The organism is Pseudomonas sp. S2_H01 (assembly GCF_054668305.1).
In genome coordinates, this window is the sequence record NZ_CP162756.1 from 4,356,256 (window position 1) to 4,368,199 (window position 11,944).

Sequence of the window (11,944 nt, forward strand, 5' to 3'; positions counted from 1 at the left end):
TTAGGCAGCTTGCGAATCAGTCTTTGCTGCTGCCCATGATGCCGAAGATCTGCAACAGGCTGATGAACAGGTTGTAGATCGAAACATACAGGCTGATGGTCGCCATGATGTAGTTGCGCTCACCGCCATGGATGATGGCGCTGGTCTGGAACAGAATGCACACCGACGAGAACAGCACGAAACCTGCGCTGATCGCCAATTGCAGACCGCTGATCTGGAAGAACATGCTCGCCAGCACCGCCGCCAGCAGCACGAAGAAACCTGCGGTGATGAAGCCGCCCAGGAAGCTCATGTCTTTGCGGGTGATCAGCACGTACGCCGACAGGCCACCGAACACCAATGCTGTCATTGCAAACGCTGACGAAACGATTTCAGCGCCGCCCTGCATGCCCAGATAACGGTTGAGAATCGGGCCGAGGATGAACCCCATAAAACCGGTCAGCGCAAACGCCGACACCAGACCCCACGCCGAATCGCGCAGTTTGTTGGTCAGGAAGAACAGACCGTAGAAGCCGATCAGCACCACGAAAACGTTCGGGTAGCGCACATGCATCTGCTGCGCGACGAACGCCATGATGCCGCTGAAAGCCAAAGTGAGGGCCAGAAGGCCGTATGTGTTGCGCAGGACGCGGCTAACCTCTAGCTGCTCGACCTGCACGCGGTTGTTGACTGCGTAATCCTGTTCGCGCATGGCGCTACTCCTGATGGTGAAATGAGTCGTTTGAAATCTCAAGTTGCAAAGATCATAACAGAGCCGCGAGGACGCGCGAGTCAGAGAGTTTGACAGCTTGTTTCATTACGGTATTATGGCGCCCGCAACGCAATTGGAGGTGTGGCCGAGTGGTTTAAGGCAGCAGTCTTGAAAACTGCCGACTGTAACAGGTCCCTGAGTTCGAATCTCTGCGCCTCCGCCACATTTTGTACCGCAAAGCCCTGATTATTCAGGGTTTTGTCGTTTCTGGCGTTCCTGTTTCGCGTGGCCGATCCCGCCTTCGCTTATCGCCGAACCTTCGCCTTCACCACTTTCAACCTCGCGATCGCCAGGTTGTGCAAATACTGCCTCACCGCGTCATGGTGCTCGGTGCTGGCGTGATAGCAGTCCAGCAGCCCCAGCAGATACCCTTCAGCCATCGCGTGATAGCGCGAGACGCTTTCCCGGGTGTCGCTGGTTTGCAGTTTGGCGATCAGCTCGCCGATCCGCGCGCGGTGTTCGTTGGAGAACCAGCCCTCTTGAGGCGGCGATCCGGCTTCTTCCGATAATGTGGTGTCCAGACTCACTCAACCTCCCGGGGCACGACGGTGCTGTCACGATGATGTGCGTGCAATCGTCCAGGGCGTTCCCCGGTGTCGATGTCACTTCGTCACATATAGTGTTTAAAGGTCGGGGAGTAAATACGGCGGCGCGTGGATTGTTGCTATCATTGCGACATCAAGCCACGCCATTTCCCTCCGAAAAAAGCCGTTCAGGCGCTTACAATTGGCACCGCACCTCAGAACCGATCATGCAGTAGGCAGTCTATGGCGCTCGATCCCACCACGATGTTGACCCTTTCGATCGCCCTCGCTGCGGCGGCTGCGCTGTATCTGGCGATTGAGTGGCGGCATGTGCGTGGGGCGTCGCTGCTGTTCTGGAGTGCGGGGTTTGCCACGATCACGATCGGTTCGACGCTGGCGTTGCTGCGCAGCAGCGGCATTTTGTTGATCGGTATCTGGTTCGCCAACGGCTTGCTGGTGACGGCGCACTGGTTGTTCCTGCTGGGTGTTGCGCGTTTCACCGAGTCACGACTGTCACGTGGCTGGTACCTGATTTTCGTGATCTGGGCGGCTCTGTTGCTGTTGCCCAACGAGCCGTGGTGGTCGAAGGTGATGCTGGCGAGCAATTCGCTGCTGGTTAGCGTGTTGATGTTAAAAGCCAGTTTGCTGCTGCGACCGCATGGCACGTCGTTGAGCGTGGGGGCAGGGCAGTTGCGCTATGTGCTGCTGTTTCACGGTGCGTTCTATTTTTCCAAAGCCGTGATCGCCGTGATGCCGGGCACGTTGATCGACCTGGCGGCGTTTCGTGGCGAGATCATCCAGATTTCTCTGGTCGAAGGTGCGATGGCGATCATGTTCATCGCGCTGGCCATGACCGGGTCCGAGCGCTATCGCCGCGAGAAGCGCATCGAGCGGTTGGCGGCGCGCGACCCGTTGACGGCACTGTACAACCGTCGGGCGCTGGAAGTCCGTGCGCCGCGTGTGCTCGATGACGTCTCTGGCGAGCGGCCAGGCGCTTCGCTGCTGATCGATATTGATAACTTCAAGTCGGTCAACGATTTGTTCGGGCACACCGCAGGTGATCGCTTGCTGGTTGCGCTCAGCGAATTGATCCGATCGTCCTTGCCGGAAGGTGCGCTCGCCGCGCGGCTGGGCGGCGACGAATTCGTGATCCTGCTGCGCGATGCGTCGAGCGAACGAATCGAGGCATTGGCGAGCTCCCTGCGCGAACAGTTTCACCGCACGGCGGCGCAGACTTTCGAGACGCCTGAAGCGGTCACGTTAAGCATTGGTGCCAGCCTGTTTGATCAACCACCGTCGAGTCTTGCCGCCTTGATCGAACAAGGCGACGCCGCGCTCTACGAGTCCAAGCGGGCGGGACGCGACCGCATTCGTCTGGTGGATCGCAGAGTCGCCGGCAGTAAAACCACACGCCATTCCTGATACCGCTCATCTCCCGCTTGCTCAGCCGCACATTCAGATCAAGGGTCGCTCCGGACGGCTGTCGTTGGTCTGAACCTTGCTATGACCTCGCTGCAGGTTGCCGCAACAACTGAAAATTGGCGTTCTGGCACCCCGCACCCATCCTCGCCGCTATGTATCGGCATGCTCCCCGATGAGCGTGCCATGGAGTCCACCTTGAGTACCCTCTCGGAAATTGCAGCAAACCTGTTGAAGCGTGAACGTGTTACCCGAGTGTCGCCTGAGGAAGTGGCAGCGCAGGACTCGGTGGGTTGGGATGCATTGATGACGGATGCCAGACTCGGCGACATCCATCAATGGCAGGCGTCGCTGAGTCAGCACATTGCGGACAATCCGGGGCAGCGGCGGGTGACCGTGCTGCGCGTGATAGAAGGCGGGATGTCCTGATGACGTCGTTCCCCGCGTCTGGCTGAATACCTGAGGCAGCGCGCCCGGTCGCGCTGCGCATGGCCCCGCCTTAACAACAAAAACGTTTCACCAACAGAAGTCTGTCCTTTAAGCGCTATTCATCGGCTGATTGGCGTTAGCCGGTCCTTGTTCACAGGCGTAGAGTCACAACCCTGTTCCAGGTATATCCGGATATTTCACATGACTCGTCCTCGCTTTCTCCCTGACAACTTCACCCTGGCGCTGGTCACGGTGGTGATCATTGCCAGTCTTCTTCCCGCCAGCGGCCAAGTGGCCGTCGGGTTTGGCTGGTTGACCAATATCGCGATTGCGCTGCTGTTCTTCATGCACGGCGCGAAGCTGTCCCGCGAATCGATCATTGCAGGTGCGGGCCATTGGCGTTTGCACCTGTTGGTGTTCGGCCTGACGTTTGTGGCGTTTCCGTTGATCGGGCTGGCGCTCAAGCCGGTGCTGTCTCCGCTGATTGGTAAAGACCTCTACATGGGCGTGCTTTATCTGTGCGCGTTGCCCGCCACGGTGCAGTCGGCGATTGCCTTCACGTCGCTGGCGCGCGGCAACATTCCGGCGGCGATCTGCAGTGCGGCAGCGTCGAGTCTGTTCGGAATCTTCCTGACACCGTTGCTGGTAACGCTGCTGTTGAACGTCCACGGCGAGGGCAGTTCGACGGTCGACGCCATCGTGAAAATCAGCGTGCAACTCTTGCTGCCGTTCGTGGCCGGCCAGATCATGCGCCGCTGGATTGGCGCTTGGGTCGGCCGCAACAAGAACTGGCTGAAGTTCGTGGATCAGGGTTCGATTCTGTTGGTGGTGTACGGCGCGTTCAGCGAGGCGGTGAACGAAGGCATCTGGCACAAGATTCCGCTCTGGGATCTCGGTGGTCTGGTGGTGGTTTGCTGCGTCTTGCTGGGGCTGGTGCTGCTGGCGTCGACGTTGCTGGGCAAGCTGTTCGGTTTCAATGTCGAAGACCGCATCACCATTCTGTTCTGCGGCTCGAAGAAAAGCCTTGCCACGGGCGTACCGATGGCACAGGTGTTGTTCGCGGGGAGCACGATTGGCGTGCTGATCCTGCCGCTGATGCTGTTCCACCAGATCCAGCTCATGGTCTGCGCGGTGTTGGCGCAGCGTTATGCCAAACGAAATGAGTCTGTGCCGGAGCTGATGGCGCACGTCGATCCTTGATCGATGGGTGTACGCATCAGTAATGCGTTGAGTGAGCGGCATCGGGGTTCTCGTGCAGCCGCCACTGCGTGCCTGCAATCGCGGTAGAGCTCACGAGCACCCCGCTCGCCGGGTTGGACGTGAAGTCGTCCGGTGGCGCTTTGATGCCGGTCAACCAAACGCCGCATTCAGCTCGTAAAGCGCAAATGCGGCCGGGTGTCGTGGTTTATAAAAAAGAGCATCAAGCGGCAACGTCAGGCCGATCGCCGGAAGGGGATCATTCCTCCGCCAATTGTTCCTTGTATTCCTTCACGTATTCGCCCGCCAACGATTCCTTCTGCTTGTCGTCCAGCAACTTCCCCGCCATCTGGAAGAATTTCTGTTCCTCTTCCTTGAGGTGATGATGGACCTTCTCGGACAGTTTCTTCGCGGTCGCCAGCCATGCGGGGCTGGACATCTCGGTTTCGTCGAGTTCTTCCATCATCTCGTCCATCTCGTGGTGCTCGGAGATGGCGTGGCGGCTGAGGTCGACGCCGTTGTCGTACTTCATCAGGGGAATATAGAAGAAGCGTTCTTCAGCGGTCTCGTGGGCCTGAAGCTCGGCCTTGAGCTGTTCGTAGGCCTCGACACGGTCTTGACTGTCGCCGTGGGTCTGGATCAAGGCATCGGCGTAGCCGCGTTGCCGATCGTGGCTTTCTCTCAGGGCTTCGAAGATGTTCATGGTCGTTTCCTTCATCGGCTGTGGGTCTGCAATCAGGTGCTTATGGCTAGACCCGAGCCGCACTCAGGCGTTCCATTCGGTCAAGATGCATAAGCTTAGAGCTATACGTTTCTTTCATAATCCGTGGCAGTTTTTATAATCAAAAGGACTTTAAGACGGTGTGCTCATGCCTTTTGGTCAGGCCGGGCGCCAAGCGTCGTTCAAACACTCGCCCACCTAAGGATTGCCATGTCCCTTCGCACATTCATCGTCGCCGCGACTCTGCTGCTGGCGACCGCCACGGCGCAGGCCGAACAGGTCATCAACATCGGTTACCAGCGTTCATCGACGTTGTGGCTGTTGCTCAAGAACGACGGCCAGATCGAGCAACGCCTGAAGCCCTTGGGCTTTACCGTGCAGTGGCATGAGTTCAGCAGCGGGCTGTTGAGCGCGATGAACGCGGGGAGTGTCGATCTGCACGCCGATGTGGCCGACGCGTTCGCGTTGTTTACCCAGGCGGCCAACACGCCGTTGACCTATTACGCACGTGAGAACCCGTCGCCCACCGCGCAGGCGATCATTGTTCAGGACGGCTCGCCCATTCGCAGCGTCGCCGACCTCAAAGGCAAGCGCGTCGCGGTCTCGAAGGGATCGGGCAGCCATTTTCTGTTGATTTCTGCGCTGAAAAAGGCCGGCTTGACGCTGGAAGACATTCAGCCGGTGTACCTGGAAGCGCCAGACGGCGTGGCCGCGTTCTCAAGTGGCAATGTGGATGCGTGGGCGATCTGGGACCCGTTCCTCGCCACCCAGGAGCGTGAGCATCATGTTCGTGTGCTGGCGGATGGCAGCAAAGGCGTCGCCAACTACAACCGTTTCTATGTCGCCAATACGAGTTTCGCGAAGGCGCACCCCGAGGTGCTGCAAGTGGTGTTCGACACGCTTCATGACGCCGGGCAGTGGGTGAAAGGCCATCCCCAGGAGGCGGCGAAAAACCTCGCGCCGCTGTGGGGCAATATTCCGCCGGAAACCGTGGAATTGGCCAACAGCCGCCGCAGCTATGACATCGTTCCGGTGAAGGTCGATCAGTTGGCCGAGCAGCAGCGCATCGCTGATTACTATTACGAAGCAAAGCTGATTCCCAAGCCGTTGAAGATTTCCGACATCGCCGTCTGGGTGCCCAAGGCCAAATAAGGCAGGAGAAGCATCATGAGCCGTCACATTCACCTGTCTGCTTTCCTGCTGACCGGGCCGGTCATCCACAGTCATGCCGTCTGGCGCCATCCGGACACCATGGGTCATTACCTCGACCCGGAGTACTACGCGCGCACGGCGCGGGTGGTGGAAGATGGGCTGTTCGACTTCCTGTTTTTCGCCGATCGCCTCGCTGTTGGCGACCAGATGGGCGGTTCGCGGGATATCGCCTTGCGCTACGGTGCGCAGGATGCGACGCGGCTGGACCCGCTGCCGATCTTGTCCTACCTGGTCGGGCAGACCCGCAAGCTGGGGTTGGGGGCGACGCGTTCGACCACCTATTACGAGCCCGCGCACATCGCCCGCGAGTTCGCCACGCTCGATCATCTGTCCAAGGGCCGCGCAGCCTGGAACATCGTCACATCAATGAACGACAGCGAGGGGCGTCTGTTCGGCAAGGACAAGCACCTTGAGCACGACCTGCGTTACGACCGTGCCGACGAGTTCGTCGAGGTGGCGCTGAAGCTGTGGCGCAGCTGGGCGCCGGATGCGTTGAAACTCGACCGTGAAACCGGCGTGCTGGCTGATCCGTCGAAGATCAACTCGGTGCAGCATCAAGGCGAGTGGTTCAAGGTGGAAGGGCCACTGAACATTCCGCGTACGCCGCAGGGGCGACCGGTGTTGATTCAGGCCGGGTCCTCGGGTCGGGGCCGCCGTTTTGGCGCGCGTTGGGCCGAAGCGATTTTCACCATTCACCCGCATCTGAAGGCGATGCACGCGTTTCGCGAGGACGTGCGCGGGCAGGTCGTGCAGCAAGGACGCCACGCCGACAGTTGCAAGGTGCTGACAGCGGTCATGCCGTTCATTGGCGGCAGTGAGGCCGAGGCACGTGCCAAGCGTGACCAACACAACGCGCTGGCGCGCCCCGAACTGGGGTTGGTGACACTGGCTTCTCAGCTCAACGTCGATCTCTCGCCGTTCCCGTTGTCGGCGACCCTGGCGGACATTGCCCGCTCGCCATCGATTCATCCCGCCGCTGCCGAGAAGCTGTTGATGCAAGGGGCTGAAACCACGCTGGAAGCACTCGGCAGGATTTTCGCCAGCAGCGTCAGGGTGCCGCAACTGGTGGGCACGGGGGCGCAGATTGCCGATCAACTGGCAGAGATGTTCACCCAGGGCGGCTGCGATGGTTTTGTGATTTCACCGGCGTATCTGCCGGGGTCGTTCAGCGAGTTCGTCGAAAGCGTGATCCCGCATTTGCAGCGCAAGGGGCTGTTTCGCACCGCGTATGAGGGCTCGACCTTGCGGGAGCATCTGGGGTTGGCGGCGTTGGAGGATTGAAGGGCTCAGCTTCAGCAGTTGTCCGAAAAATCTGCAAGCTGTACAGCCTTCTGACAGCATCCCCCGGTCGATTTCGGGCTGACATCCGAAACATGCTGCGTATGATGGGCCCGACGTTTTTCTGAAAGGGCCCGTTCTCAATGATGAAGTTTTTCGCCGCGCTGCTCTGTGTGTTCACCGGTTTTGCTCATGCCGAGCCAGCCCTGCTCACCGATCTCGCCCTGCCTTATCTCGCTGCTGCCCCCGCCGATACCCATGACAAACCCCTGATCATCTTCCTGCACGGTTACAGCAGTGACGAGCGCGACCTGTTCGGCATCAAGGACGAGTTGTCGCCGGATTACACCTACCTGTCAGTGCGTGCGCCGCTGGAGGTCGACGGTGGCGGGTACAAGTGGTTCAGTCAGGACACCGATCAGGCCGAATACGAAGGTGTGACCAGCGATGTGGACAAGAGCACCGATCTGCTGAGGACCTTCATCGAACAAGCCACCGAGAAGTACGGCACGCAACCCGATAAGGTGGTGCTGGTGGGCTTCAGTCAGGGCGCGATGATGAGTTATCAGATCGGCTTGCAGCATCCGGAAATGGTGCGTGGCATCGCGCCGTTGAGCGGCAAGATTCTTGCGGCGCTCAATGCCCGGCTCAAACCGGATGCCGCTTTGAAACCGCTCAAAGTGTTCATCGGTCATGGCTCGGCCGACAACCGCGTGCCGTTCGCCGGCGCGACCGAGGCACGGACGGTGCTGGAGAACTTGCTGATCAGCCCGGAGTTTCATTCCTACGCCGGGGCAGGGCATACCATTACGTCGGCCGAGGTTGCCGATTTGAAGCGTTGGATTGAAGGCGTGCTCAAAGGCTGACGCGTCTGATGGCTGCCGCTGCGCGTCAGATCGTCCGAGTGCGGCAGAGCAAGCGCGCTCCTGCGCCTTCGGCAGAATCAAAGGTGTCGTGGGCTTTACAACCCCTGGCTGCCGCGTATGAGTTCATACGCCCGGCGCGCCAGTGGGTTTACGGTATTGGGCCGGATCCACAGGTGGTACGTCACGTCGGGCATCCTGGGCAACCCGTCGGCTCCGCCCAGAACGCGCATGTCCGGGCCGAGCATTTCCATGCTGCGGGCCGTGACCCCCAGCCCCGCGCGAGTGGCGGCCTTGATGCCGATCAGGTTCGAGGCCAGATAGGCCTGGCGCCAGGGAATGTGGGCGCGCTCAAGTGCTTCGATCGCGTACCGCCGATAGATGCTCGGCTCATCCACCAGAATCAGCGGAATCGGCTCGCCGGGCACGTGCAGGTACTGCGCCGAGCAGATCCACCACACCGGTGATGTACGCAAGGCGAAGCCTTCCAGGGCGGGATCCTCGCGGGTCGAAATCACCATGTCGACCTTGCCGCGATGCAGATCTTCCATCAGAAACGGGCTGCGACCCACGTCTATCTCCAGCCGCAGCCTCGGCGCGGACCGGGCGATGTGGCTGAGAATCGGCGGCAGGATGGTGTCGGCGATGTCGTGAGGCGAGCCGATGCGCAACACGCCGCTGAGGCTGCTTTCTCGCAGTGAATTGAGCGCGTCATCGTTGAGCGACAGCATCTGCCGCGCGTGGCGTAACAGCTGCCGACCGGGTTCGGTGAGTTGCTTCTGACGGCCCTGTTTCTGGAACAGGCTGACGCCAATCTGTTGCTCCAGACGCTGCATGTGCTGGGTCACCGACGATTGCGTGCGCGACAACTGCGCCCCGGCGCCCGCGAAGCTGTGGTGATCGACAACGGCGACGAAGGTGCGCAGCAATTCGAGGTCTAGGGTGGAGGACATGGGTGGTTACTCGTTTAAACGGTTCATTGCCCGGAGCGCATTCCCTGTAGGCCTTCGCTCGCTCGCGATTGCTCTTTGGCCTGCAACTCCGCACATGGCTGACGCACCGCTCTCTTTTTGCAGGAGCCCGCTTGCCCGCGATGCAGTGTGTCAGACACCTGCGATGTCGGCTTTGAGAACGCATTCGCGGGCAAGCGCGCTCCTAACAGTGAGTTTTTATATCAGCGCGGATGGTTAATACATTACGGAATTTTATGAATTGGAAAAGCCATGTTTGTAAAAATATCGCAAGGCTCAATAAATTCGGGCTTATATCGTTTTTGCTCTAAATCGCGAAACCAGAAAGTTATAACCATATTTGATATTTGAATTTCCGCTCATCACGTACTCTCCCTAGGATGCGGTTCATTACAAGGCGCTGACGTCACCCGTCGCAAGCGCCGAGCCGATGACCATTTGAGGGGAAGTCCGTGCCGTACACGCGCTCGCCATTTGCTCGTTTCCTGCCATTAATGATCGGCGCTGGCGTCGCTGGTGGGTGTGCACGACCTGATCGACACCGCGCAGATCGCCAGCAACACGGTCAACCGGACCGGCTTCACAGTGCTGATCTACTTCAGTGTGTTGGCGTTGTTTTTTGCCTACTGCCATCCGATTTCCCGACTCACTCAATACCTGGAGCGACGTTATGCCTTCTCCTGAAACGCGCGCCGAACACCCGCTGATCAGCCTGCGCGACATTCACTTGTCCTTTGGCAGCAACACCGTGCTCAAAGGCATCGACCTCGATGTGCAGCGCGGTCAGGCGGTGTCGATCATCGGCCCAGCAGCCACGCGTGGCGATCGCCAGGGCGCTGGCGATGCGACCCGAGCTGATCCTGTTCGACGAAGTGACTTCGGCCCTCGACCCGGAAACCGTCGGCGAGGTGCTGACGGTGATTCGCGAACTGACCGAGGAAGGCATGACCTGCGTGCTGGTCACCCACGAAATGCGCCACGCCCTCGGCGACGCCGGACGTCGCCCCGCAGCGGTTGGCGATCCGTTTTTGTTGAGCAATATCAGCCGTTACAGTTTGTCTGTCTGACGTTGATATCCGTCTGTCAGACGCCAAGAACCCTGTAGGAGCGCGCTTGCCCGCGAATTGCGGTGTGTCATTCAGCACAGATGGCACTGTTCGATTGCAATCGCGGGCAAGCGCGCTCCTACAGGGGCAGTGTGGTCTGGCAGAGATCTGTTGCACGCCCTGAAAACCTATAAAAGGAGCACCTGATGAGCACCGAAGACCGCAGCCAAGTGATCGAAGACTTCCTGCAAAAAATCCGCGTTATCCATCAGCGCGGCGTTGACCGTGAAGCGCTGAAAGAGATCGTCAGCCTGCTGGAAGAGCTGGCCCAGCGCCGTGAGTTGTTCAACTTCACGACCTTCCCTGCGCCCGTGCCGGGTGAGGGCGATACGGCGTTTCGTTATCGCCTGAACGACGATGGCGAGACCCCGACGCTGTACATGAACTCCCTGCTGCCGGGCAAAAGCACGCTGCCGCACAACCACGAAACCTGGGCGGTGATCGTGGCGGTCGAGGGGCAGGAGATCAACTATGTCTGGGCGCGCACCGACGACGGCAGCGACCCGGCCTTCGCCAGGCTTGAGCTGGAGAAAGAAGTGGTGGTGCAGCCGGGCACCTCGATCAGCTTCCTGGGTGAGGACCTGCATGGCATCAAGGTCGATGGCGAAACCCCGACCCTGCATTTCCATTTGTATGGCCGTCCGCTGGAGTCGTTGAACGGGCGCTACGGCGTCAACACCGAAGGCAAGGTGCTCAACTACAACGCCTCGCAAATGGCCCCGTCGATCAAGGCGTACGCATGATCGATCTCTACTACTGGCCGACGGGCAACGGGCTGAAAGTCGGCATCCTGCTGGAAGAGCTGGGCCAGGAATACCGGTTGCTGCCGATCAATATCCGCACGGGCGAACAGAAGCAGGACGGGTTCCAGGCGATCAGTGCCAACGGGCGGATTCCTGCGATTGTCGATCATGCTCCGACATCGGGCGATCCCCTGAGCCTGTTCGAATCCGGGGCTATCCTGAATTATCTGGCGAACAAGGCTGGCCGCTTTCTGCCCGCCGAAGGCACTGCCGAGCGTCAGCGTGTGCAGGAGTGGTTGTTCTGGCAGGTCGGGCACGTCACGCCTTATCTGAGCCAGTTGCAGGTGTTCAAGGAGAAGGCGCCGGAGCCGATTCCTTTCGCCCTCGACCTGCTCGGCGCCGAGGCCGCGCGCCTCTATGGCGTGCTGGAAAAACGCTTGGGCGACGTGCCGTTCGTGGCGGGCGAATACTCCATCGCCGACATGGCAATCTTCCCGTGGATTCAGCCATTGCGGCAGGGCCAGGACCTGGCGCGTTACCCGAACATTCACGCCTGGCGCGAACGCATCAAAGCCCGCCCGGCCGTGCAGCGGGCCTATGACAAGGGCAGGGACGTGGCAGCGGGCGAGAAGTCGTTGGCGTTGCAGTAAAGGCGCTCACCGTCCCTATAAGAGCGCGCTTGCACGCGATAAACGATAACGCGGACTGCCTGATGTACCGCGGCGCCTGA

At 59.8% G+C, this 11,944-nt stretch carries 12 protein-coding genes, 1 tRNA gene and 2 pseudogenes; 11 read left to right on the top strand and 4 right to left on the bottom strand.

The features are described from left to right. Positions 1 to 16 precede the first annotated feature (16 nt). Positions 17 to 691 (bottom strand): Bax inhibitor-1/YccA family protein, encoded by a 675-nt coding sequence (locus AB4N84_RS19540; protein WP_074755270.1) that lies wholly within the window; start codon positions 689 to 691, stop codon positions 17 to 19. A 135-nt stretch (positions 692 to 826) separates the two neighbouring features. Between AB4N84_RS19540 and AB4N84_RS19545 the strand changes: the two genes are divergently transcribed. Further along, positions 827 to 914, top strand: a tRNA-Ser gene (locus AB4N84_RS19545). Between the two features lie 82 nt (positions 915 to 996). On the opposite strand, the gene AB4N84_RS19550 is transcribed toward AB4N84_RS19545, so the two are convergent. Continuing rightward, complete coding sequence (locus tag AB4N84_RS19550) at positions 997 to 1,278, bottom strand: hypothetical protein (RefSeq protein ID WP_460042704.1); 282 nt, start codon at positions 1,276 to 1,278, stop codon at positions 997 to 999. Between the two features lie 240 nt (positions 1,279 to 1,518). Between AB4N84_RS19550 and AB4N84_RS19555 the strand changes: the two genes are divergently transcribed. The 3 genes from AB4N84_RS19555 to AB4N84_RS19565 all read left to right on the top strand — a co-directional run bounded on the left by AB4N84_RS19555 (position 1,519) and on the right by AB4N84_RS19565 (position 4,323). Beyond that, positions 1,519 to 2,697, top strand: coding sequence for a GGDEF domain-containing protein (locus AB4N84_RS19555; RefSeq protein WP_074755266.1), 1,179 nt, complete (start codon positions 1,519 to 1,521; stop codon positions 2,695 to 2,697). Between the two features lie 183 nt (positions 2,698 to 2,880). After that, positions 2,881 to 3,123, top strand: coding sequence for a hypothetical protein (locus AB4N84_RS19560; protein ID WP_460042706.1), 243 nt, complete (start codon positions 2,881 to 2,883; stop codon positions 3,121 to 3,123). Between the two features lie 201 nt (positions 3,124 to 3,324). Continuing rightward, entirely contained in the window at positions 3,325 to 4,323 is a 999-nt protein-coding gene (locus AB4N84_RS19565; protein ID WP_074755262.1) for a bile acid:sodium symporter family protein, read from the top strand. Positions 4,324 to 4,579: 256 nt separating this feature from the next. Here the strand turns inward: AB4N84_RS19565 and AB4N84_RS19570 are convergent, their stop codons facing one another. After that, the gene (locus AB4N84_RS19570; protein ID WP_460042707.1) at positions 4,580 to 5,023 is read right to left on the bottom strand and encodes a hemerythrin domain-containing protein; all 444 of its coding nucleotides are present in this window, start codon (positions 5,021 to 5,023) and stop codon (positions 4,580 to 4,582) included. Between the two features lie 228 nt (positions 5,024 to 5,251). Between AB4N84_RS19570 and AB4N84_RS19575 the strand changes: the two genes are divergently transcribed. The 3 genes from AB4N84_RS19575 to AB4N84_RS19585 all read left to right on the top strand — a co-directional run bounded on the left by AB4N84_RS19575 (position 5,252) and on the right by AB4N84_RS19585 (position 8,397). Beyond that, a complete protein-coding gene (locus AB4N84_RS19575; RefSeq protein WP_074755258.1) occupies positions 5,252 to 6,193 on the top strand; it encodes an aliphatic sulfonate ABC transporter substrate-binding protein in 942 nt (313 codons plus the stop codon). Between the two features lie 15 nt (positions 6,194 to 6,208). Further along, positions 6,209 to 7,534, top strand: coding sequence for an LLM class flavin-dependent oxidoreductase (locus AB4N84_RS19580; RefSeq protein WP_460042709.1), 1,326 nt, complete (start codon positions 6,209 to 6,211; stop codon positions 7,532 to 7,534). A 140-nt stretch (positions 7,535 to 7,674) separates the two neighbouring features. Then, entirely contained in the window at positions 7,675 to 8,397 is a 723-nt protein-coding gene (locus AB4N84_RS19585) for an alpha/beta hydrolase (RefSeq protein WP_460042710.1), read from the top strand. Between the two features lie 95 nt (positions 8,398 to 8,492). On the opposite strand, the gene AB4N84_RS19590 is transcribed toward AB4N84_RS19585, so the two are convergent. Next, positions 8,493 to 9,347, bottom strand: a complete 855-nt coding sequence (locus AB4N84_RS19590; protein ID WP_460042712.1) for a LysR substrate-binding domain-containing protein — start codon at positions 9,345 to 9,347, stop codon at positions 8,493 to 8,495. A gap of 516 nt (positions 9,348 to 9,863) precedes the next feature. Here AB4N84_RS19590 and AB4N84_RS19595 point away from each other — a divergent pair. The 4 genes and pseudogenes from AB4N84_RS19595 to AB4N84_RS19610 all read left to right on the top strand — a co-directional run. Continuing rightward, positions 9,864 to 10,049, top strand: a pseudogene (locus AB4N84_RS19595) (amino acid ABC transporter permease); the annotation flags it as partial. A 113-nt stretch (positions 10,050 to 10,162) separates the two neighbouring features. After that, a pseudogene (locus AB4N84_RS19600) lies at positions 10,163 to 10,432 on the top strand (amino acid ABC transporter ATP-binding protein); the annotation flags it as partial. A 185-nt stretch (positions 10,433 to 10,617) separates the two neighbouring features. Continuing rightward, positions 10,618 to 11,214 carry a cysteine dioxygenase family protein gene (locus AB4N84_RS19605; RefSeq protein WP_460042714.1) on the top strand — a complete coding sequence of 199 codons (597 nt, stop codon included), beginning with the start codon at positions 10,618 to 10,620 and terminating at the stop codon, positions 11,212 to 11,214. Then, on the top strand, positions 11,211 to 11,864 hold the full coding sequence (locus AB4N84_RS19610; protein ID WP_460042715.1) for a glutathione S-transferase family protein: 654 nt from the start codon (positions 11,211 to 11,213) through the stop codon (positions 11,862 to 11,864). The genes AB4N84_RS19605 and AB4N84_RS19610 overlap by 4 nt, the downstream gene beginning before the upstream one ends. Positions 11,865 to 11,944 lie beyond the last annotated feature (80 nt).